At 35.2% G+C, this 21,818-nt stretch carries 24 protein-coding genes; 4 read left to right on the top strand and 20 right to left on the bottom strand.

All coding sequences use genetic code 11. The features are described 5' to 3' along the window. Positions 1-69 precede the first annotated feature (69 nt). The 3 genes from ilvN to ilvD all read right to left on the bottom strand — a co-directional run bounded on the left by ilvN (position 70) and on the right by ilvD (position 4,472). Positions 70-585, bottom strand: a complete 516-nt coding sequence (ilvN, locus tag ACFQU5_RS13540; RefSeq protein WP_390288603.1) for an acetolactate synthase small subunit — start codon at positions 583-585, stop codon at positions 70-72. After that, positions 582-2,354, bottom strand: coding sequence for a biosynthetic-type acetolactate synthase large subunit (ilvB, locus tag ACFQU5_RS13535; protein ID WP_390288601.1), 1,773 nt, complete (start codon positions 2,352-2,354; stop codon positions 582-584). Before ilvB ends, ilvN begins: the two co-directional genes overlap by 4 nt. A gap of 447 nt (positions 2,355-2,801) precedes the next feature. Beyond that, entirely contained in the window at positions 2,802-4,472 is a 1,671-nt protein-coding gene (gene ilvD / locus ACFQU5_RS13530; RefSeq protein ID WP_390288599.1) for a dihydroxy-acid dehydratase, read from the bottom strand. 849 nt (positions 4,473-5,321) lie between these two features. Here ilvD and ACFQU5_RS13525 point away from each other — a divergent pair. Beyond that, entirely contained in the window at positions 5,322-5,579 is a 258-nt protein-coding gene (locus ACFQU5_RS13525; RefSeq protein WP_408063438.1) for a GlsB/YeaQ/YmgE family stress response membrane protein, read from the top strand. Between the two features lie 53 nt (positions 5,580-5,632). Here the strand turns inward: ACFQU5_RS13525 and ACFQU5_RS13520 are convergent, their stop codons facing one another. After that, positions 5,633-6,319 (bottom strand): lytic transglycosylase domain-containing protein, encoded by a 687-nt coding sequence (locus ACFQU5_RS13520; protein WP_390288597.1) that lies wholly within the window; start codon positions 6,317-6,319, stop codon positions 5,633-5,635. 141 nt (positions 6,320-6,460) lie between these two features. Here ACFQU5_RS13520 and mscL point away from each other — a divergent pair, with 141 nt between their 5' ends. Beyond that, on the top strand, positions 6,461-6,853 hold the full coding sequence (mscL, locus tag ACFQU5_RS13515) for a large conductance mechanosensitive channel protein MscL (RefSeq protein WP_390288595.1): 393 nt from the start codon (positions 6,461-6,463) through the stop codon (positions 6,851-6,853). Between the two features lie 195 nt (positions 6,854-7,048). After that, a complete protein-coding gene (locus tag ACFQU5_RS13510) occupies positions 7,049-8,155 on the top strand; it encodes a methionine biosynthesis PLP-dependent protein (protein WP_390288593.1) in 1,107 nt (368 codons plus the stop codon). Between the two features lie 271 nt (positions 8,156-8,426). Here the strand turns inward: ACFQU5_RS13510 and ACFQU5_RS13505 are convergent, their stop codons facing one another. The 4 genes from ACFQU5_RS13505 to ACFQU5_RS13490 form a co-directional block, all read right to left on the bottom strand. Beyond that, on the bottom strand, positions 8,427-9,029 hold the full coding sequence (locus ACFQU5_RS13505; protein ID WP_390289329.1) for an SCO family protein: 603 nt from the start codon (positions 9,027-9,029) through the stop codon (positions 8,427-8,429). A 127-nt stretch (positions 9,030-9,156) separates the two neighbouring features. Further along, on the bottom strand, positions 9,157-9,282 hold the full coding sequence (locus tag ACFQU5_RS13500) for a YvrJ family protein (RefSeq protein WP_390289326.1): 126 nt from the start codon (positions 9,280-9,282) through the stop codon (positions 9,157-9,159). A gap of 82 nt (positions 9,283-9,364) precedes the next feature. Continuing rightward, positions 9,365-9,592 (bottom strand): DUF2922 domain-containing protein, encoded by a 228-nt coding sequence (locus ACFQU5_RS13495; protein ID WP_390288591.1) that lies wholly within the window; start codon positions 9,590-9,592, stop codon positions 9,365-9,367. A gap of 25 nt (positions 9,593-9,617) precedes the next feature. Beyond that, complete coding sequence (locus ACFQU5_RS13490; RefSeq protein WP_390288589.1) at positions 9,618-9,836, bottom strand: DUF1659 domain-containing protein; 219 nt, start codon at positions 9,834-9,836, stop codon at positions 9,618-9,620. Positions 9,837-9,981: 145 nt separating this feature from the next. Here ACFQU5_RS13490 and ACFQU5_RS13485 point away from each other — a divergent pair, with 145 nt between their 5' ends. Then, positions 9,982-10,392 (top strand): DUF2621 family protein, encoded by a 411-nt coding sequence (locus tag ACFQU5_RS13485; protein WP_390289323.1) that lies wholly within the window; start codon positions 9,982-9,984, stop codon positions 10,390-10,392. 57 nt (positions 10,393-10,449) lie between these two features. On the opposite strand, the gene ACFQU5_RS13480 is transcribed toward ACFQU5_RS13485, so the two are convergent. From ACFQU5_RS13480 to ACFQU5_RS13425, 12 genes are all read right to left on the bottom strand, one after another. Continuing rightward, the gene (locus ACFQU5_RS13480) at positions 10,450-10,941 is read right to left on the bottom strand and encodes a CcdC family protein (protein WP_390288587.1); all 492 of its coding nucleotides are present in this window, start codon (positions 10,939-10,941) and stop codon (positions 10,450-10,452) included. A gap of 224 nt (positions 10,942-11,165) precedes the next feature. Further along, entirely contained in the window at positions 11,166-11,537 is a 372-nt protein-coding gene (locus ACFQU5_RS13475; RefSeq protein WP_390288585.1) for a response regulator, read from the bottom strand. 80 nt (positions 11,538-11,617) lie between these two features. Beyond that, positions 11,618-12,328 (bottom strand): cytochrome c biogenesis CcdA family protein, encoded by a 711-nt coding sequence (locus tag ACFQU5_RS13470; RefSeq protein WP_390288583.1) that lies wholly within the window; start codon positions 12,326-12,328, stop codon positions 11,618-11,620. 192 nt (positions 12,329-12,520) lie between these two features. Beyond that, positions 12,521-13,444 carry an EamA family transporter RarD gene (gene rarD / locus ACFQU5_RS13465; protein ID WP_390288581.1) on the bottom strand — a complete coding sequence of 308 codons (924 nt, stop codon included), beginning with the start codon at positions 13,442-13,444 and terminating at the stop codon, positions 12,521-12,523. A 161-nt stretch (positions 13,445-13,605) separates the two neighbouring features. Next, complete coding sequence (locus tag ACFQU5_RS13460; RefSeq protein ID WP_390288579.1) at positions 13,606-15,375, bottom strand: ABC transporter ATP-binding protein; 1,770 nt, start codon at positions 15,373-15,375, stop codon at positions 13,606-13,608. Then, entirely contained in the window at positions 15,350-17,128 is a 1,779-nt protein-coding gene (locus tag ACFQU5_RS13455) for an ABC transporter transmembrane domain-containing protein (RefSeq protein ID WP_390288577.1), read from the bottom strand. The genes ACFQU5_RS13460 and ACFQU5_RS13455 overlap by 26 nt, the downstream gene beginning before the upstream one ends. A 494-nt stretch (positions 17,129-17,622) precedes the next feature. After that, entirely contained in the window at positions 17,623-18,864 is a 1,242-nt protein-coding gene (locus ACFQU5_RS13450) for an ABC transporter permease (protein WP_390288575.1), read from the bottom strand. Continuing rightward, positions 18,854-19,753, bottom strand: a complete 900-nt coding sequence (locus ACFQU5_RS13445; protein WP_390288573.1) for an ABC transporter ATP-binding protein — start codon at positions 19,751-19,753, stop codon at positions 18,854-18,856. The genes ACFQU5_RS13450 and ACFQU5_RS13445 overlap by 11 nt, the downstream gene beginning before the upstream one ends. Before the next feature lie 157 nt (positions 19,754-19,910). Then, positions 19,911-20,081, bottom strand: a complete 171-nt coding sequence (locus ACFQU5_RS13440) for a DUF2812 domain-containing protein (protein WP_390289320.1) — start codon at positions 20,079-20,081, stop codon at positions 19,911-19,913. Positions 20,082-20,142: 61 nt separating this feature from the next. Further along, positions 20,143-20,307 carry a DUF2812 domain-containing protein gene (locus ACFQU5_RS13435; RefSeq protein ID WP_390288571.1) on the bottom strand — a complete coding sequence of 55 codons (165 nt, stop codon included), beginning with the start codon at positions 20,305-20,307 and terminating at the stop codon, positions 20,143-20,145. Then, on the bottom strand, positions 20,304-20,504 hold the full coding sequence (locus tag ACFQU5_RS13430; RefSeq protein ID WP_390288569.1) for a PadR family transcriptional regulator: 201 nt from the start codon (positions 20,502-20,504) through the stop codon (positions 20,304-20,306). Before ACFQU5_RS13430 ends, ACFQU5_RS13435 begins: the two co-directional genes overlap by 4 nt. A gap of 224 nt (positions 20,505-20,728) precedes the next feature. Beyond that, positions 20,729-21,655: an alpha/beta hydrolase gene (locus tag ACFQU5_RS13425; protein ID WP_390288567.1), complete on the bottom strand. Its 927-nt coding sequence runs from the start codon at positions 21,653-21,655 to the stop codon at positions 20,729-20,731. Positions 21,656-21,818: the final 163 nt, after the last annotated feature.

Raw genomic sequence — 21,818 nt, 5'->3', positions numbered from 1 at the left:
TTTTAATACTAGATAACACGCTAAATTACGCATTATCGATTTATATACTAACTATCAAGTAAGGAAAACTTACTTAAGAATAGAAAGTTGCGGTGTTTCAACTGGTTGAGTTTCACGAACAGATGCCGTAACACCTGTTCGGGTTAATTCTTTAATACCATAAGGGCGAATTAATTCAATAAATGCATCAATTTTGTCAGGATGACCGACTACTTGATAGGTTGCAAAGTTTTTAGACGTGTCAATAATTTGTGGCCTAAAAGGCTCAACAATCGAATTCATTTCATTTCTGAGATTAGCTGGAGAAACTACTTTTATTAGTGCTAATTCTCTTAGAACAATTGATTTTTCAGTAATATCATTTACTTTTAAGACATCAATTTGTTTGGATAATTGTTTAATTAGCTGCTCAAGCTTTGTTTCATCTGCTACATGTACGACAAATGTCATTTTTGAAATATTCACTTGTTCCGTATGGCCTACTGTTATTGATTCAATGTTGAATTGACGCTTCATCAGAAGACCGGTTACACGATTTAGTACACCACTTTGGTTTAACACAGTAACTGTTATTACTCGTTTCAAAATTTCTTCACCCCTACAATATCATCCAGAGATTTTCCTGCCGGCACCATTGGATAAACGTTCTCTAATTGTTTTACTCTTGCATCAATTACTACTGGTTCATCGGAAGTTAAGGCTTCTTCCAGAATCGATTGTGCCTCATCCATCGTGTTAATACGGTAACCTTTTACGCCATAAGCTTCTGCTAGTTTTACGAAATCAGGTTGAACCGGCATTAGACTTTGTGAATAACGGCCATCATAGAATAATTCTTGCCATTGACGCACCATACCAAGTGCACCATTGTTCACGATGACTACTTTTACAGGTAAATTATATTCATTAAGTAAAGCAAGCTCTTGTAATGTCATTTGGAAGCCGGCATCCCCGCAAAATGTAACTACTTTTTTATCCGGTTTAGCAAACTGCGCACCAATTGCTGCCGGGAATCCAAAGCCCATCGTCCCAAGACCGCCAGATGTAACCCATTGATGATCGTGATTCAATTTATAGTACTGAGCTGCCCACATTTGATGCTGCCCTACGTCGGTAGTTACCACTGCATCTCCATTTGTGATGGAGTGAACCATCTCAATTATTTGTTGTGGTAAAATCTCATTCTCATCTTCTACATACCAGTATGGTGTGTCCTGTTGTTTCTCGTTTAAGAATGTCAACCAATCTGAAGTATCCGGTCCTTGAAAATCTTTCTTTAGCAAGGCTTTTAAAGCTTCTTTTGCATCCGCAACAATTGGTATATCAGTTGGAATATTTTTGCCAATTTCTGCAGGATCGATATCGATATGAATAATTGTTGCATTTGGAGCAAATAGCTTTGTATCCCCTGTTAGACGATCATCAAATCTAGCACCAATGTTTATAAGCAAATCTGCTTTTTGGATTGCATCGTTGGCTACAGCTGCACCATGCATTCCAGCCATTCCAAAGTTTAGTTCATGCTGCCCATGAATACTTCCTAAACCTAGCAAGGTATTGATGACAGGCAATTTATACTTTTGGGCAAATTCAGTCAATTCCTGACGTGCATCTGCAAATAAGACACCTGCACCTGCTAAGATTAAAGGTTGTTTTGATTCGCTGATTGCTTGAATTGCTTTTTGAATTTGCAGGAAATTAGGTTTCGTATTTGGTTGATATCCCGGTAAATAAATTTCTTCTTCTCTACTAGCCTCTGCTAATGCTTCATCAAAAACGGAAGCAGATATATTTTTAGGGAAGTCAATTAACACTGGACCTTTACGACCACTATTTGCTATATGGAACGCTTCTTTTACAATTCGCGGTATATCGTTAACATCTTGAATTTGATAATTATGCTTTGTAATCGGTGTTGTAATTCCCATGATATCAGCTTCTTGGAATGCATCTGACCCGATTACATTTGTTGCCACTTGACCTGTAAAAACTACTAGTGGAATTGAATCAATCATTGCATCTGCAATACCGGTTACTAAGTTAGTAGCACCAGGACCACTCGTTGCGATTACAACGCCCGGTTTATTTAATACACGTGCATAACCCTCTGCTGCATGGATTGCACCTTGTTCATGCCTTGCTAAAATGTGGCGAATCGGATTTCTGTATAATGCATCGTAAACATTTAATACAGCACCACCAGGATAGCCAAAAACAATTTCAACATTTTGATCATGCAATGCTTGAATTAGAATATCTGCACCGTTTCTTGGTTTATTTTCTACTTCAGTTTGTAATTGAGTTGTTGCGATTGTATCTTTTCTTTCATTCGTTGTGGATACGTTAGCAGCCATTTGTTAACTCCTCCCTTAATTTTAAAAAAATAAAAAAGCCCTTTTCTCCAACGCAAAGAAAACCTTTACGTAGGGATGAAAAAGACTTTCATGGTACCACCCTTGTTTATAGCTAAAAAAGCTACCTCGCGAATAGCGGGAATTGCCCATCTACATCGAACTTTCACAATAATAAGAAAATTCGATGTGCAACTAGATAAGGCACACTATTCATTAATAACGAGCATTTCGAATTATGCCCGGAGCTATCTAATTGCACCTGCGCGTTTAATAGCTCACTCCGAGGGGATGTCGGATATAGTTGTATCGTCGGCTTCCAGCAATACCGACTCTCTGGTAGATACAAGGCTCTATATCCTTTTACCTCATCATAGATTTATCTATTTACTTATAACATTATTAGTTTTACTTTACTTGATTATACCATTAAAACTTTACTTCGATGAATTATATTTTCATAATTCCGCCTTTAGAAGCATTTGTTACAAGTTTTGAATATCTCGCTAACCAACCAGTTTTGATTTTTGGTTCAAATGGTTTTAAGTTTTGACGACGTTCTGATAATACTTCTTCTGATACATCTAGATTAATGGTTCTATTTGGTAAGTCAATGATTATTTTATCGCCATCCTCAATCAGTGCAATCGGACCACCTTCTGCAGCCTCAGGAGAGATATGACCAATTGAAATACCACGAGATGCTCCACTGAACCGACCATCTGTTATTAAAGCAACTTTTGTTCCTAATCCACGCCCCATGATTGCGGATGTCGGCGCTAGCATTTCAGGCATACCCGGACCACCTTTAGGCCCTTCATAGCGAATAACTACAACATGCCCTTCTTTTACAATTCCATTATCGATTGCTGCTTGTGCTTCATCTTGTGACTCAAACACGATCGCATCCCCAACAAATGTTTGTATTGAAGGGTCGACAGCACCTACCTTAATAACAGAACCTTCAGGAGCAAGGTTGCCAAATAGCACGGACAGACCACCCACCGGACTGTATGGATTATCATGTGTGCGGATTACTTGGTCATTAATAATCTTATAGTCTTTTACAAGTTCACGCATTGTTTGACCAGCAACCGTAATCCGATCTGGATGGATTGCACCAGGAATCTTTGTCAACTCGTTGATGATAGAGCTCACGCCACCGGCTTTATTAATATCGTCCATCGAGATATCAGATGCCGGCATAATTTTCGCTAAGTAAGGTACACGAGCAGCTACTTTGTTGATGTCCTCCAGGTTATATTCAATTTCGGCTTCGGCAGCAATCGCTAAAGTATGTAGAACCGTATTTGTAGATCCACCCATTGCCATATCTAAAGCAAAGGCATCATCAATAGCTTCTTTCGTGATAATATCCCGTGGTTTGATATCTTCTTTAATCATATGGACTAATTGTTTAGCTGCTTCTCGAATTAGTTCATATCGTTGTTCACTTGTTGCAACAATTGTACCGTTACCAGGGAGTGCTACACCAAGCATCTCCATTAAACAGTTCATAGAGTTTGCTGTAAACATTCCTGAGCATGAACCACACGTAGGACAAGCATTGTTTTCAATATCTAATAGCTCTTCAGCAGACATTTTACCAGATTTGTGTGCACCAACACCTTCAAATACAGATGTTAAAGATAGTTGTTTTCCTGAAGCAGATGTCCCTGCTTCCATTGGTCCACCTGATACGAAAATCGATGGTACATTTGTACGCACAGCTGCCATTAACATACCCGGCGTAATTTTGTCGCAGTTAGGAATGTAAAAAACACCATCAAACCAGTGTGCATTAATAACAGTTTCTGCTGAATCTGCAATTAACTCACGGCTTGGCAGGGAATATCTCATACCAATATGCCCCATTGCAATTCCGTCATCAACACCAATCGTATTAAATTCGAACGGAATTCCGCCAGCTTCTATAATTGCTTCTTTTACAACATCCGCAAATCCACGTAAGTGAACGTGCCCCGGAATAATATCGATATAAGAGTTACATACACCGATAAATGGCTTCCCTAAATCTTTTGCTTTCACTTTTCCTGTTGCATATAAAAGACTACGGTGAGGAGCACGATCAACCCCTACTTTAATCATGTTACTTCTCATTTTGAAACGCCCCTCATGAATATCTATTACTTCACTAGAAGATAGATAAAATTATAATATTTACAATCAGTCCCATTAAGTTACATGATTGTGTTCGTTTTACAATTACGAACTTTTTAAATTGTTGCTATCATAGTACAAAAAAGACATGCTAGTCAACATGATTTTTGTAATTGTTTAAAAAATTCTAAAAATTCAATTTTCGTGAAATCGTTTACATTCTCACTATTGCTTGTAATTTACTACTTTAAATAGTTTTTTTTGAAAATTTGACAATTTTTCATTTTCTATTATTAGCCATTATAAAGTACAAGGAATAATGTCCAAAATGAACTTCACCCCATTCAAATAAATGTGTCATAAAAATGTAATTATAAAGCACTCTTTTAAAAACCTTTATATGAAAATAATAAAAGTCTAGCTATCATAGCTAGACTTTTGTTTTTTATTTTAATTTACGTACAACAAATCAAATGAGAGGTTTAACAATATGACAGCGTGAAGAAAAGCGATTGTAAATCCTTGGCGATTAAGTTTTTTCATTAATTTCATATTCATATAAAACACCCCATTATACAACATTTTTTGTACTGCTTGTAGAAATTATACTCCTATCTTTTCTAAAAATCAAAATATTTTGAATAAATTGTGAACTATTTTTCAATACTTATTTAAATGTTCTTTTATATTTAAATTTCTTGATGCATTCATTTATTTAAAAATGCGCATATTACTTATTGAAAAGGTGTATTAACAAGTACGTCTAAATGAAAATAAGTTTAGAATATCAATTTTTAGGTTATAAGTTACTACACGCTTTTAATAAATTAAAAAGGAGTTGACAATCACATGATGAGTTTCATTTGGTTTTTAATTATTGGCGGAGTACTTGGTTGGTTAGCAGGAGTAATTATCGGTAGAGATGTTCCTGGAGGTATCATAGGTAATATTGTTGCAGGTATTGTAGGTTCCTGGATTGGTAGTGCAGTCTTAGGAAACTGGGGTTGGCAAGTATCTGATTTTTATGTCTTCCCTGCTCTAATCGGTGCAATCGTTCTTATCTTTATTGTAAGCTTAATTATGCGATCAATGCGTAAAGCAACATAATAAAAAAAGAGAAATCAACTGCATCTGTAGCAGTTGATTTCTTTTTTTAGCTGTTAGAAAACAGATTGAAGTAGATCCTCACTTACTTCTTCATACTGGTAATAGTAATATAGGATATCATCAACGTATTCTTCACTATGGTTGTAATTGAAAATCGCTTTCTCAAGCTCCCCATTAGAGGCACCTGATTGAGATAAGTAATTAGCAGCACTATATATTGCATCCTCAATATCAAATGGATCTGCAACACCATCTCCATTTGCATCTATACCATAGCCACCGTATTTTTTTATAATTTTTGGATTTGTTTTTTCAGCTTCAGGAATGTCGCCTTCTCCTAATCCCGAACATGTTGGATGACTCCACCCTACAAAAGTGCAGGGCATAAATTGCATGTGTCCTTCCGCACCAACCGGAGAGACAAGAGATTTCATTGTTGAAAATCTAGTTTCCACACGATGATGTGCAGCGAGAAGTGTCCAGGGAATATGGTAGGTTTCGGCTGCGGACAAATAAATTGGAATATAATCTTCCGGTATTTGAAGAATAGATTCTTGCTGATTTTTTACTGATTCACTTTGAGCTAAATTTTGAATAATGGAGAAGTTCTTTATGTTATCCCAAGTAAAAAAGACGAGTGAATAGACCGTAATCGAAATGGGGATCAATAGAATAATTAGGAATAATTTCACACCTGGACTTATAATTGGTTTTTTCTTCTTCTTTTTTTTGTTATTCATCTTATTACACATCCATTGTTAATTTCATTCAATAATTTTTGACTCAAGATATATTTAAACAATTAATATGAAGAAATAAATGATTCTTTGAAAGTACCATCTTATAATAATTAAATATTAAAGTGCAAGGAGATACAATTTATGTGGAAAGAATTTAAAGAATTTGCTATGAAAGGAAATGTCCTGGATTTAGCAATCGGGGTTGTAATTGGGGCTGCGTTTGGAAAAATTGTTACCTCATTAGTAGAAAATATAATCATGCCAATTGTCGGTATGCTAACTGGCGGTGTTGATTTAACGGAAAGTTTTATGTTTGGGCAAGGAGATGCCCAAATTAAACTAGGTGTATTTATACAATCCATTATTGACTTTTTAATTATTGCCTTTTCAATTTTTATGGCTCTTCGTGTTATTAATAAAATAAATCACAAAAAGAAAGAGGAAGTTGTCGAACAACCAACAGCTCCAGAATTAGATTCGAAAGAAGAGCTTTTAAAAGAAATTAGAGATTTGCTTAAAAAACAGCAAGCATAAAGTTTAAGGTGTTTAACCGAAAACGGTTATCCACCTTTTTTTATTCATAGCTTTAGATATTAACTGTATAAATAATTAAATCTACTGTGAGAGTATTGTTTTCATTAATTTAACATGATAAATTGTATTAATAATCAATAACATTTGATTTATCATAATATTTTGCGAATGTATTCAAAAGAAAGAGTGAGAAAAGTGACAAAACGTTCAATTGAAACGAAACTAGTTCAATTAGGTAACTTAAGTGATCCTAAAACAGGAGCCGTCAATCCTCCAATTTACATGTCTACAGCATATAAACATGCTGGAATTGGGCAATCCACAGGATACGACTATACGCGTACAAAAAATCCAACACGAGAAATTTTAGAAAATGGGATTGCAGATCTAGAAAACGGAGATGCAGGTTTTGCATGTAGTTCAGGAATGGCTGCTGTACAACTTATCTTATCTCTTTTCAAACCAGGTGATGAAATTATTGTTCCAGATGATATTTATGGTGGTACTTATCGATTATTAAAAACATTTGGTGAAACGTATAATATTAATCCAGTCTATTTTGCATCCATAGAAGAGATTGAAGGATTAATTAATGAAAATACGAAAGCAATTTTCTTGGAAACGCCTACGAATCCATTAATGATCGAATTTAATTTAGACATCTTTGCAAGTTTATGTGAAAAACACAATTTACTATTTATTGTAGACAATACTTTCTATACACCATACTTCCAACGTCCAATTGAACATGGTGCTGACATTGTGTTACATAGTGCAACAAAATATATTGCTGGCCATAACGATGTATTAGCTGGGCTGGTTGTTGCTAAAGGCCAAGATTTGTGCGAAAAGTTAGCTTTTGCTCATAATGGTATGGGATTAGTTCTCTCACCGATGGATAGCTGGTTAGTTATTCGTGGATTGAAAACGATGCACCTTCGTTTGAAACAGCATGACTTAAATGGAAAACAAGTGGCAGCTTATCTAGAAACAGAACCATTGGTTTCGGATGTTCTTTACACTGGTAAAGGTGGTATGCTTTCTTTCCGTGTAAAGAATGCTGAAATGGTGAATCCATTCCTGCAAAGAATTCAATTAATCACATTCGCTGAAAGTCTTGGAGGGGTTGAAAGCTTTATCACTTATCCTGCCACACAGACACATGCGGATATTCCGTATGAAGAAAGAGTTGCTCGAGGTGTTGACGATCGCTTACTCCGTTTCTCTGTAGGTATAGAAGAAGCCGAAGACATTATCGCCGACCTAAAACAAGTCTTTGACCAATTAAGAAATGAATTTTAATAAGACACAAATTTCCCAAGTTTAGATAAAAAATATACCTAATTAGGAAATCTTAAAGCGTGTAGCTCTATTTTGAGCTTCATGCTTTTTTGTACACTTTAATTGTTTGTAATCAAAACTAAAATGTTGGGTATTTCCCCCTCAGGCTCCCCCGACTTTAAGTTTAAGTTGATATGATTCTAATACTGCTCTCAACTATCAACTCACCTTAAAATTTCCAAGCCGCAAAAAAAGCCAGACTATAAAAAGTCCGGCTCTTAAGTTCATACAATTATTTTCCTAAACGTTCTTCAATTAATGTTTTCATATCGATGGCTATTGTATCTAGTGGTACATCTTCAGAACCAGGATAGTTTTTTACAGCAACTCCATTTTCATCAACTAGATAAAAAGTTGAACCATGTATAACTTGATCGCCGTCGGTTGGCATTTTTACTAATGATTTAAAAGAATTTAAAGCGAATTGCTCAATCCATTTTTGGTCATAGCCAGTTACAAAATTCCATTTAGACTCATCTGTAATCGTATACCGACTTAAATATTCAGATAGCACTTCAGGGGTATCGTTTGCCGGGTCTACAGAGAATCCAACAATGTTATAATCTTCAACCCCCTGCTCTTCTAGTGCAGCTTGAACTTCAGTCATATGGAATGTCATTGGCTGACAAATCGTTGTGCAATTTGTAAAAATGAACATAGCTAACCAAGGCTTCCCCTTTAAGCTTTCCAGCGATACTTCTTCACCCTTATGGTTTGTTACAGTAAAATCATCAATGACATATTCTGTGTCTGCTTTAAATTTATAATTACTACATGCACTTAAGACAACAGAAAGTATAAGTATTCCGATAATACCTACTATTTTTTTATTCAACATTATTCAACTCCTCTTTCCTTTTCCCATCTTATCGGAATATTTGGAAACACACAACCAATCAAATTCCTGCATATCGAACAAATTTGTGAATGAATGGCTTTGTGTAAGTTGAATTATTTTCCTGTTAGTGATTCATTGAAACGAGTGCAGTGTGGATTGCTTCAAGTTTGGTTTCAATACGGTATAACAAATAAAAGGAAACCACTATTGGAAACCCTATTTCTTGAATTAAACGAACCCATTCCTCCATCAACGAGTACCCTCCTTGTTTTTTTCTAAAGAGAAAGCCGACAAAACCTTGTATAAGATTTTGTCGACCTATCACTTAATTGTTAAATACCTTCAACGAATTCAATTTCAGATACGGTGCGTTCTACAATCTGTGCTTGGTTAATTCCAATTAAACTACTTCCGGTGTTATGAAAAATATTCGAGCTAATAATCGTTTGCATCACATTTTCAACTTCCGTGGGTGTTAGATTTTCCTTAGGATCATTTACGGTCAATGTCATCGTTTTTCCGTTATCCGTATCAAATTTCATTTCTAATACTTGTGCCACTTAAATCTCTCCTTTTTTTAAAGTTTTACGCATCAACAGTTTCTGTCAGGATTTTTTCAGCTAGTAAAAAATCATAGCTTGATAGACTTGAAAGAGCTTGTACTACAGATAATACTAGAGAAGCTTCAACGTTATCACGTACATTTCGGTACGTTTTAGAAGTAACAATTGCTTTACCTTGCTCATCTACACCTGTGACATAAGAAATTCTTAGTGTTGCACTGTCAAAATTAAATGCTGCCATGCTTATCACCTCCTTTCACTTATATAAATATCTTTTTTCTTTAAAAAAAGAGACATTTAAAGTGAAAACTTTTCTAGTTCCTTTTATAATAAGAAATAGTGATATTAAAGAGGTGAACGGATTGAACAACTTAGAAGGTTGGTTTATGTGGTTTATACTATTTTGGGTATTTGTCTTAATTACCTTGATGGGGATTGGCGGATTCTTTATGTTCCGCAAATTCTTGAAAGCATTACCAAAAAAAGATGGAAGATCTGATTTAGATTGGCAAAACTATTACTTAGATAAAACAATTCATTTATGGGGAGAAGACGCAAAAGAATTGCTGAATGAATTAGTAAGCCCTGTGCCTGATTTATTTCGTCAAGTAGCAAAGGAGAAGATTGCAGGAACAGTTGGCAAGATTGCTCTAAAAGAAAAGGCTAAATCAATTACGCATGACTTACTGATTAGAGGTTATATTTTAGCAACTCCTAAACGCGATCATAAGTTCTTGAGAAAAAAACTAGATGAATTGAAGATTGATGTTACTCCATATGAACATTATTTTGAGTAACATGTTTACATAACAAAATATAAACGGGACCCCCACAAGTAGAGGGTCCCGTTTCGTTTATACTGCAATTAATGTTTTTTCAATCTTCTTATATCGGAAGTACATGACAAGTCTCCATGGCCATAACATAGAAAAAGCCAGTATCCAAAACATTCCAGCAAGTTCACCAACATCAAACGAATCAGAAAGATATACTTTCAAAATAACTCGGAAAATTAATAAACAGGCTAAGATAAAGAAAAACGCCTTTGATCGTTTCATATAAATTTCTGCACTCCGCACTTCGAATCTAGATGTTGCAATCAAAATGGTAGAAAAAACAACTCCCACAGCGACCGCTTCTAAGATTTGTATAGGTGTGACACGAAATTCTTCAAAAATAAACATTAATCCTCCAGATGACATGGCAATAGGAGGGATTAGTATTTTTTTTGCGTTAACAGGTTTCTTTTGTGAACGAATGCGCACAACCATCACAAATAAACCCATTAAAAATGCCATTACCGTTGATCCAATAATAAAATATTGAGAAGGTATATTTGCTAACATAACTCTTCCCTCCTCTGTAAATATCTCTTTAATGGTATTATCATTACCTTATTCTCTGCAATATATCCTATTAACGATATTAAGATGATTAACGTATTGATAATACCGTATTTATTAATATTTTTCCACAATAAGCATAATAAGAAAATTCATTCCCCTATTACAATCGTGTATACTTAATCCAACACAAAGAACCTGCTATTGCTCATAGCAGGTTCCTTACCCTAAGATTCTTCATAACCTAATATATTATTGACAACCGTTTTCAATTGGTTTTTTTCAAAAGGTTTTGTAATAAAATCCTTTGCACCTGCTTCAATAGCTTCAACAATGATTCTTTGTTGTCCAAGAGCGGTCATCATAATGATATTAGCATCCGGGTACACAGGTATAATCTCTTTTACTGCATCCAATCCAGACATTACAGGCATAGTAATATCCATTGTTACAAGATCAGGCTTATAATGGTTGTATAATTCAACTGCTTCCCTGCCATTAGAAGCTTCTCCTACAACTTCAAAGCCCCAATCTTTGAACATATTCCCCACTGCTACCCTCATAAAAAGTGCATCATCAACTATTAATACTGTAGGCATTCTTCATTCCCCTTCTATGCTAATTCTGCTAATTCAATCTATTAGTATGTTGTTAGTAGTCATGGAAAATTTATTTTCAATTAGAATCCTGTAAATCCACCAAAAATTGGGGATAGAATACGAATAAGATAATCTAACCCATTGAAGAATAACAAAATTCCGACAGCAATCATAATGTATCCGCCAACTTTAACAATTTTTTGGCTATGTTTGCGAATCCAGCCTAACTTTGAAATAAAGAATGACAGGACAAAGAATGGAATTGCAAAACCAAAGTAATAAGCGAGCATATACCACATACCTGATTCTGGATTTGTTCCAGCTAATGCAATAATAGACATTAGTATAGGACCTGTACAAGGAGTCCATCCTGCTGCGAATGCAAAGCCAATCAATAATGATCCCAAGTAGCCGGATGGTCTATTTTTAAATTCAAACTTTCGATCTTTCATCAAGAAGTCGACTTGCAGTAATCCCACAATCATCAAACCGAATACAACAATTAAGATCGCCCCGATCTGTCGCATTAAATCTTGATAAGTAACAAAAAAATCTCTTGCGATTGATGCACCAAACCCTATTGCTATAAAAATTATAGAAAAACCAATTAAAAAGAATAACGTATGTAAAATTGCACGTTTTTGCAACATACCCTTTTCATTTTTCAATTCATCATAACTCATACCTGTGATATAAGACAGGAAGGCTGGATAAAGCGGTAATGTACAAGGTGAAATAAAACTTAAAAAACCCGCACCGAACGCTAAAAAGACATTCACATCTGTGTTCATGGTGTTCTCTCCTTACAAATTAATGTCTTCATAGTACCAAAATTTCTCTGATTATGCTTTGAAATGGTTTTGAAGATTTCTTGTCTAAAATGTGTAAGATTTGTGAATGAATAAATGAGCATTCTTGCTACACTAAATCATATCACATACCTAATTAAATAATATAAAATTCTAAAAGTTCAATTATTTTTATTAAATATCAGCATTAGCGGTTTCTTGAATTTGAATTCTCTTTCTAGACTCAAAAATAGTTGAGAAAGTAAAAATAAGTATCGATAACCAAATAAACATAAATGAAATTAACTCTGTTTTTGTAAATGGTTCGTGGTACAAAACAATACCTAAAATGAGTACAATTGTCGGTGTCATATATTGAATAAAACCAATAATGTACTGTGGAAGCAATTTGGCACCCTTAGCAAATAACACTAGTGGAATCGCCGTTACAATTCCTCCAATTACTAAAACAAGATCCGTTTGCCAGTTCACATGTAAAAAGGATATTTTTTTAGTAGACATAATATAAATATAGTAAACTACCGCAACTGGCAGCATTAACATCGTTTCAATTACTAAACCACGAGTTGCATTTAAAACAGTTTGTTTTTTTAACGCACTATAACTAGCAAAACTCAATGCTATTAACAATGCTAACCAAGGAACTTCCCCGTATCCTATTGAAAGTGATAGAACACCAATAAAGGCAACAACTACAGCACTAATTTGCATTTTGGAAAGTTTTTCTTTAAAGAAAATCATGCCAAATACAACCGTGATTAATGGATTAATATAATAACCTAAACTTGCATCAACTACGTGATTATTGTTTACTGCATATATATATAGAAACCAGTTGCAGGAGATTACGAAGGACGCTGCTAATAACGACAAGAATAACTTTTTATTTTTCCATAATGATTTTATATCTTCTATTATTAGTTTTCTTTGTTTAATTACAATAATGAAGAGTAAAGTAAACACAAAGGACCAAATTACTCTGGAAACCAATACTTCTAAACTATTGACATGGGCAAGCAGTTTCCAATAGAGCGGGAAAACTCCCCATATACCATATGCTGCGACTGCATAAAGTATCCCTTTACGATCTATATTCATTTTGACACCTTCTTAAGTATTTTTGCTTGGATTAAGCTAAACCAATTATAGTACTCAGAAAAATTGAAGTAAATGGTATAAGCAAAATGGACGATAACTGAATCCTTTACTTTAATAAAGAAGAGGATACCTACAATAATGCGGCATCCCCTTTATGATACTTACTCGACAATTCCATTTTGCAGTAGATACATTTTATGATACAGCCCTTTTTGTGCAAGAAGCTCTTGATGTGTCCCTCTCTCAACTATCTCTCCTTGATGTAAAACCAAAATTTGCTCTGCATCTTGAATTGTTGAAAGGCGATGGGCAATGGCGATTGTAGTACGACCTTTTCTCATCTTTTCCAGGGAAGCTTGAATTGCCACTTCAGTTTCAGTGTCAATTGATGCTGTTGCTTCATCTAATACCAAAATTTTAGGATTGGTGGCAATTGTACGAGCAAAAGCAACAAGCTGTCTTTGCCCACTAGAAAATGTAGAACCACGCTCAGAAACCTTTTGCTCATATTGACTTGGCAGCTGTTCGATAAATTTATCTGCTTGAACAAATTGTGCCGCTTCCATAACATGTTCTGTTGTTAAGCTTGGATTAAATAAGCGAATATTACTTGCAATTGTTCCATAGAAAAGGAAAGGGTCCTGCAGAACCAGACCAAGTTTGTTTCTTAACTCGTTTTTGCGATAGGACTTAATAGATTTCCCATCTATTAAAATATCCCCTTTTTCAAATTCATAGAAACGCATTAATAGGTTGATAATAGAACTTTTTCCGCTTCCAGTATGCCCCACCAATGCCACCGTTTCCCCAGGTTTTACAGTAAACGATATATTTTTCAAAACGTTTGTTTTGCCATTGTAGCTAAAGGTTACATCTTTAAACTCGATTAAACCATCCGTTATGGTTAGATCACTTTCCTTTTGCTCCGGCTCGACTTCATCATCATCCAACAAATCAAATACTCGCGATGCAGCAACAATGGCTTGTTGATAAAACGCTAACCGTTCCATTACACTATTGATTGGTTCAAAGAATCGGTTGATATATGTGATGAAAACATAAACAATCCCCACCTCTATTGCTGTGTTGAATGAAGTGACACCGAAATAAGTTAAAATAATAACGATGGCAGAGAAATATATTAAATCGATTACAGGTCTTAGCAGAAGACTATTTAATTTGATATTGTTCATCCCTGCGTTGTAATGTTCCTCATTTATTTGATCGAATTCATCTGAAATACGCTGTTCCTGACGGAAGGTTTGAATAATACCCATTCCAGATAAATTCTCGGCTAATTTTGCATTCAACTGACTAAGCTTCTCTCGCATTGCCATGAATATAACGGAACTATATTTTCGGTATAAATAAATAACCAAAAATATCAATGGCAGTAAAACAAGGGCATAAAAAGCAAGCATTGGATTTAATATAAACATCGCGGTATAAACACCGACAATTAAAAACGCCGCTTGCAAAAATGAGCTTAGTACGGATACGAATAATTCCCTTATTGCCTCCGTATCATTTGTCGCTCTTGAAACGATTGACCCTGCCGGTGTTTCGTCAAAATATCGCATGCCCAGTCTATGAATTTTCGTGAAAACATCTATCCGCAATTGCTGAATAACCTTTAACGCAATCTCCTGGAACTTTACAAGCTGTATATAAGAAATGATGACATTTAGTATTTGAATAATAAAATAAGAAACTCCTAAGAAAATAAGTGGCTCCATATGGAAATTATTCTTCACCACATGGTCATCAATAAATACACTTATGAGATATGGCCCGAGTACATCACCGATAACTGTTAGCATCAGTAAAAATAGAGCTAGTATTACAGCCTTTTTATGAGGCTTTAGATAAGAAAGCAGTCTTATGAGAATCTGAGTTTGTTCTTTACTAGAAAAGGCGAGCTTGTTTTTCATTCTCTTCCCCTCCCTTTTCTACCAATCTTTCAAGCTGCTGTAACTGATACATTTCAAAGTATCTACCCTGCAGCGCCATCAATTCCTCATGACTTCCTTTTTCAACAATCGTTCCTTCATGCATTACAATAATTAAATGCGCGTGTTCTATTGCACTTAAACGATGCGAAGTAATAATCGTTGTTGAGTCTTCTCTTGCTTCTTTTAGAGATCTTAGTATTGCTTCTTCCGTTTTTGCATCAACAGCCGATAAAGAATCATCTAAAATCAAGAGCTCTGGTTTCAACATAAGTGCACGGGCTATGGAGATTCGCTGTTTTTGTCCACCGGATAAAGAGACGCCACGTTCTCCAACAATTGTTTGATATCCTTCAGAAAATCTTAAAATATCATCATGTATATGAGCAATTCTTGCTATGTGCTCAACTTCTTCTGCAGCTTCATTCGGATTATTGAATGCGATATTTTCGTAAATCGAAGTGGAAAATAAAAAATGATCTTGAGGGACATATCCTATTGACTCTCTTAATCTAATTTTTTTATACTCATCAGTTGAATGGTTTCCGAATTTAATTTCCCCGTTAAAGCCTTCAAATTCACGTAATAATAGCTTTAAAATGGTTGTTTTTCCTGAACCTGTTTTACCGACTATTCCTAAGGTTTCCCCACGGTTCAACTTAAAATGAACATCGCGCAGCGCACTACTTTGATCGCCAGGGAACTTGAATTCATGAATGTTGAATTGAATCTCTCCATTTGGTTTTATATCCAATGCGTTTTCTTTATCCTCGATTTCTACCGGCACCGATAATAGTTGCTCAATTCGATCATAGGAGGCTGAACCACGTTCCATAATATTGAAAAGCATACCGAAAGCCAGCATTGGCCAAACGAGTAACCCTAAATAGGTATTGAACGCGACCAAATCACCAATTGACATAGAGTCTTCATAAATAAATTTCGCACCAAATCCTAGACTCAGCATAAAGCTAAAACCTATCACTAAACTGATTGTCGGATCAAACAACGAATCGACTCTGGCAACCTTCATGTTTTTATCAACTACATCGTTTGAAAGACGAGTAAAATCTGCAGTATCCTCCTCTTGCTGCCCAAACGTCTTGATAACTTTAATACCAGAAATGCTCTCCTGTGTTTTATCATTTAAATCTGAAAATGCTGCTTGAGCCTCACGAAACCTAGAGTGCAACAGCTTACCATAATAACTTGTTGATATAGCCATTAACGGCATAGGGATTAAGGCGATTAAAGTTAAACGCCAATCAATGGTTACTGCCATGGCCAATATCACAAACCCACCTGTTGTAACGGAATCAAATAGAGTTAAAACTCCCCCACCGGCCGTTTGCTGAACCGCTGCAATATCATTTGTTGCATGCGCCATTAAATCCCCAACCCGTCGTTGCTGGTAAAATGACGGACTCATTTTCGTAAAATGGCGGAAGAGCTTTTCACGCAAAATTTTTGCTAAATAAGTGGAAGAACCAAAAATCATACGACGCCAATAGTAACGAAGGATGTAGATTAAAATTGCTACAACAATGATGATTCCTATCCATTTAGCAAGTGAACTGGGTGTTAACTCCCGACTGCCTATTTCGTCAATTACGTAGCCAATTACTTTTGGAGGTATAAGATTTAATATTGCTACTAATCCAAGCATGGATAGTCCAATCAAGTACTCTTTCTTTCTCAACTTAAAAAACCAACTTAATTTCCAAAAAACTTTCATTTATCCACCTTCTTCACTTTCTAAAGGTACTAAATTTTTAAAAAATTCAGTTCTTATAAAGCCCAACTAATTTTAGCAAATATTAAATTACCCGTGAAGACCATTCTCGAAAATAATTCAGAAATCGAAACATTTCATTCAAAAGTAGTAGTGAAGAAAAAAAGCGGTATATTCACAAAGTATGGTGTTAGGGGTAGATTGGATGTTTTTGAGGTGGTGTTTTAGCGTGAGGTGAACGCTCTAATCTGTTTCACGTTCTTTTTTTCTACATCCTTCCTACTCGTCTCTACTTGGAACTCTGCTGCGGTCTCTATCCTACCGTTTGGAGCTAGTTTCTTCTTGTAGCATCGTAATACCACAGCTATCCTACCGTTTGGATGCTAGTTTCTTCTTGTATCGTCGTAATAATACAAATTTTATAATTCCCGTAACAATAAAAAGACTGTAAGGACATTCGACATTTCGAATCTCTTTACAGCCTGAACTCTGTATAATTATGTTGTCACTTTAAAGACAGTTTTTATTTTTTGAATAACTCCGCCAGAGCTATAAGTTAATACACTACGTTTGTAGAATGATAGGCTGATAATATAGGCACCCAAAACAGTAATAATTAAAACTGCTAATGAAATCATTGGTTCGATTGCTGCTATATCCGTTGCTCCGATACGCAATGGCATGACCATGCCAGAAGTTAACGGAATATACGAGAAAACTTTAATGAGCAATGTATCTGGATTTGCTACACCGGAAATCATGACATAAAAACCAACTAGTGCAATCATGATCCCTGGAGTCATTACTTGAGAAGCCTCTTCTACCTTCGATACAAGTGAACCAAATAATGCACCGATAATTAGGAACAAGACTATCGTTAAAAATAAAAAGGCAATTACGTAAAATACGTAGGAATATGATAGTTCATTTAGAATTGCTTCAACCATTTCCCATTTTGCCCCATCGTCAGTTACTCGCAGAAGGACATAAAGGAAACCAAATATAATGACAAATTGTGTAAGAGCAAGTAGTGTGGTCCCTATAATTTTAGATTGGAAATGTGTACCTGGTTTTACACTTACTAATAGCATTTCAAGTGCTCTAGATCCCTTTTCCGATGCAACATCTGTCGTAATCATTGATAGGAATGCCATGATGAAGAAGTAAATAACAATCCCTACAAAATAGGAAGCCCATATACCTGATTGTTTTTGATCTTCGCTTTTCCCATCCGCAACGCTTTCGTTTAAGTTTGTATTCGTAATGATTGCTTCAGAGTTTAAGATCTTGTCAGCTTCACTAGCTGTTAAGTTCAGTTGCTGGATTCCGTAAATTTTTCCCGCATATTGCACAAAGGATGAAATAGTAGATTGATCATTTAATTTTAGAGGAACATAAGTTGCAATATCTGCTTTTAATTTTTCATTTTCTTCTGTAACTACTACGACCGCATCAAATTTTTCATCTTCAAGTTGATTATATAAAGTGTCGGCTGGTTCCGTTGGGAAACTAAATGCAATGTCTTCATTAGATACAAATATTGGATCTAATTCAATCGATGTTTCGTTAACCAATGCTATTTCAAGTGCCTCTTCATTCACGAAGATTCCTTTAATCTCTGACCAGAACATAATAACCGCAATTATCGCTACGTATAAAAGCGTCATAAGTATAAAAGATTTAGCACGAACCTTTTGTTTATAGAGCTGTTTAATAAGAATCCATAATTTATTCAACATTGCCACCTACCTTATCTTTGAAAATTTCATCTAGCGATAAATAATCAAGACTAAATTTTTCAATATATTGTCCATTTGAGACAACGTCGAAGATAGATTCTGCAAAGGATTCATCTAGCAAAGTCAAAACATATTCATCTCGTTCGACTTTAACTTCTTTTACTCCTGCCATTTTCTCTAACTCTCTTAAAGGAACTTTTGTACGTAACGTTAACTTCGTTTTTCCATATTGCTTTTTCAAATCTAGAAGACTACCGGAGAAAAGAGAGACTCCTCGTTTCAGTAGGCAAAGATGATCACATAATTCTTCAACATTATCCATCTGGTGACTGGAAAATAGTATTGTCACACCTTTTTCCTTTAATAATAAAATAGCCTTTTTCAATAAGTCCCGGTTTACAGGATCTAATCCACTAAATGGTTCATCCAAGATTAAAAATTTTGGTTTATGAATAAAACTTGCAATTAGTTGTACTTTTTGTTGATTCCCTTTTGATAATGTTTCCGCTTTGCTGTTCCGTTTTTCTTCTAAATCGAAGCGTGCGATCCAAAAATCAATTTCCTTTTTTAACTCATCACGTTTCATCCCACGCAATTCACCAAAGAATAGTAATTGTTCCTCCACCTTCATCTGTGGGAAAATACCCCGCTCTTCTGGCAAGTATCCTAAGTAATCATTGTTAATTTTTTTAATGGGTATACCATCCCAAGTAATCGTACCGGCCGTTTGTTCTTGAAGATCTAAAATCATACGGAAGGTAGTCGTTTTTCCTGCACCATTTTGGCCAATAAGACCAAAAATCTCACCCTTTCCTATGGTGAAAGACAGGTCATTTACTGCTGTGAAATCTTTGTATTTTTTCACAACATGTTCTAGAGTTAAAGTCATTGTAGAGCTCCTTTCTAGTCACTGGAAATTTCCAATTGTTGTTTTAAATTTCTCCGTTTATTGCAAATTTTAAAGATAGGGAATAGTAAAATAATTGTGCATCCAATATTAATTCCTCCAACAAAATCATTCAGACTACCATTACTTCCTAATAGAGTTAAATAATGATTCGAATGATTAAGTTAATAAAAAATACGGTTAAAAATCGGGACAATACTCGATTTAGGTAAGCCAGCTTTGAAGTCGTATCACTATATAATTCAAACGGTCCATCTGCAGCCTTCTTCCGAAAATAAGCCCAATTAAAAACAACCTTTACAAGTTCAATTCCTGACGATTGCTAAAGCTAATGTACTCCTTGCTATCTTCTTTTGAATCCATTCCATAAATCATTTCATTACGATAAACATATTCCCCGGTTCACCTCTCTCGAAAGAATAGTATACTAACCCAAAGTAGGTTAAAGTCCACCCTTTTTTTGACATAAAATTTACCCAGGTTTCCTCTTTTTCATAATCGAAAAGAAGACGAATTTTTATTTTGCTATCTCTCAAAATTTGCCACCTCCTGTTATACGTACACCATTATCAAAAAGTTCCCTTAATCTAGAAATTTCTGATTGAATGACCTTTTTTCCTTCTTCCGTAATGATGTATTCCTTTTTTCGCCCAACGTCTTCAGAAGTTCGAATCCAACCACGATCAAATAATGTTTTAATTTCACCATAAATTGTTCCTGCCCCTAATTTCACACGGCCTGCTGTTATTCTTGTGTAAGTTGAATAATACCGTACCCATGTCTAGGTTCGTATAAAGAAAGTAAGATATAACATCCTCCTTCAGTTAAAGGAGGATGTTCATGTGTCATTCCATTCTCTCCTTTCCTCTATATATTGACAGGTAAGCATTGAACCTTATAATTCTTTACCATAAAAAAAGAGAAGCATAATAAAGTCTGCTTCTCTTACCTTTGAAATTATTTTTTCAAAAATGCATGAATTGTTCTTATAGTATCATCAATTTCTTGACTGAAATAATTGTTGTTTGTGAAAAAACTGTGTACTAAACCACTTGCAGTGTGTAATTCAACATGATTACCGAAATATTCGAGTCTTTGTGCATAGGCTTTTCCTTCATCTTTTAAAACATCATTTTCTGCAACGATTATACAAGCTTTCGGTAATTCCCTTAAATTGTTTGAATGTAATGGAGATACGTAAGGATGTTTCCGTAGCCCCTTTTCTTTTAAATAGAAATGGGCAAACCATTCCATGTCTTTGTTCTGTAATCCAAAACCTTCCGCAAACTGATAATAGGAATCTGTAGCAAAAGATAAATCCGTTACCGGGTAAAGCAATATCTGGGATTTAATAGCTGGACCTTGAAGCTCATTATTTAATATTGCCACAACCGCTGCTAAATTCCCGCCTGCACTATCCCCCATTACTGAAACATCACTTAGTAGTCCATTCATCTCCTGTGAATGTTCAACAGTCCAAAGAAATGCATCATATGCATCATATAATGGTATAGGAAATTGATATTCCGGGGCCAATCGGTAACCAACTGAAACGACAATTGATTTCGTATCCGCTGCGAGAAGCCGACAGCTTGCATCGCATGTCTCAATATCGTTTAATACCCATCCTCCCCCATGATAATAAATAATAACGGGAAATGGTTCTTTGCCGTTTGGGGTATAGATACGGATAGGTATTTGTTCTCCATCGCGTACTGTTATGTTTTTGTCTTCGATTTCCTTCAAAGAAGTTTGTATTGGGTTCTTAGGTTTCGGGGCATTGGCCCGTAGACTTCTAACTTCATTTGGTGTCATTGTATGTATTGGTGGTTGCTGTTTTACATTTTCTAAATATCTTATTGTACTATCCAATAAATATGCCATTCAAATCACAATCCTTAAATCGATATTTTAATGCCTATCTATCCACTCAACATTAATTATAAGTAAATAGATAGGAATTATCAAATATAATATAAGTGTATAGCTAATCATATTCTAATACTTCTTTTCCCACTAGTTAGTATTTCTAATACCAACTTGCATT

This window comes from Ureibacillus sp. GCM10028918, from assembly GCF_042666115.1.
In the GTDB taxonomy this organism is placed as follows: domain Bacteria; phylum Bacillota; class Bacilli; order Bacillales_A; family Planococcaceae; genus Ureibacillus.
The sequence above is the reverse complement of the archived record's forward strand: the minus strand, read 5'-3'. Positions and strand labels throughout refer to the sequence as shown.

What these genes read in the sequence shown, in the direction of transcription:
- ilvB (WP_390288601.1), bottom strand. Translation starts at nt 2,354, where the DNA reads ATGGCTGCTAACGTATCCACAACGAATGAAAGAAAAGATACAATCGCA.
- ilvD (WP_390288599.1), bottom strand. Translation starts at nt 4,472, where the DNA reads ATGAGAAGTAACATGATTAAAGTAGGGGTTGATCGTGCTCCTCACCGT.
- ACFQU5_RS13525 (WP_408063438.1), top strand. Translation starts at nt 5,322, where the DNA reads ATGATGAGTTTCATTTGGTTTTTAATTATTGGCGGAGTACTTGGTTGG.
- ACFQU5_RS13520 (WP_390288597.1), bottom strand. Translation starts at nt 6,319, where the DNA reads ATGAATAACAAAAAAAAGAAGAAGAAAAAACCAATTATAAGTCCAGGT.
- mscL (WP_390288595.1), top strand. Translation starts at nt 6,461, where the DNA reads ATGTGGAAAGAATTTAAAGAATTTGCTATGAAAGGAAATGTCCTGGAT.
- ACFQU5_RS13500 (WP_390289326.1), bottom strand. Translation starts at nt 9,282, where the DNA reads ATGGAGGAATGGGTTCGTTTAATTCAAGAAATAGGGTTTCCAATAGTG.
- ACFQU5_RS13490 (WP_390288589.1), bottom strand. Translation starts at nt 9,836, where the DNA reads ATGGCAGCATTTAATTTTGACAGTGCAACACTAAGAATTTCTTATGTC.
- ACFQU5_RS13485 (WP_390289323.1), top strand. Translation starts at nt 9,982, where the DNA reads ATGTGGTTTATACTATTTTGGGTATTTGTCTTAATTACCTTGATGGGG.
- ACFQU5_RS13480 (WP_390288587.1), bottom strand. Translation starts at nt 10,941, where the DNA reads ATGTTAGCAAATATACCTTCTCAATATTTTATTATTGGATCAACGGTA.
- ACFQU5_RS13475 (WP_390288585.1), bottom strand. Translation starts at nt 11,537, where the DNA reads ATGCCTACAGTATTAATAGTTGATGATGCACTTTTTATGAGGGTAGCA.
- ACFQU5_RS13470 (WP_390288583.1), bottom strand. Translation starts at nt 12,328, where the DNA reads ATGAACACAGATGTGAATGTCTTTTTAGCGTTCGGTGCGGGTTTTTTA.
- rarD (WP_390288581.1), bottom strand. Translation starts at nt 13,444, where the DNA reads ATGAATATAGATCGTAAAGGGATACTTTATGCAGTCGCAGCATATGGT.
- ACFQU5_RS13460 (WP_390288579.1), bottom strand. Translation starts at nt 15,375, where the DNA reads ATGAAAAACAAGCTCGCCTTTTCTAGTAAAGAACAAACTCAGATTCTC.
- ACFQU5_RS13455 (WP_390288577.1), bottom strand. Translation starts at nt 17,128, where the DNA reads ATGAAAGTTTTTTGGAAATTAAGTTGGTTTTTTAAGTTGAGAAAGAAA.
- ACFQU5_RS13450 (WP_390288575.1), bottom strand. Translation starts at nt 18,864, where the DNA reads ATGTTGAATAAATTATGGATTCTTATTAAACAGCTCTATAAACAAAAG.
- ACFQU5_RS13445 (WP_390288573.1), bottom strand. Translation starts at nt 19,753, where the DNA reads ATGACTTTAACTCTAGAACATGTTGTGAAAAAATACAAAGATTTCACA.
- ACFQU5_RS13425 (WP_390288567.1), bottom strand. Translation starts at nt 21,655, where the DNA reads ATGGCATATTTATTGGATAGTACAATAAGATATTTAGAAAATGTAAAA.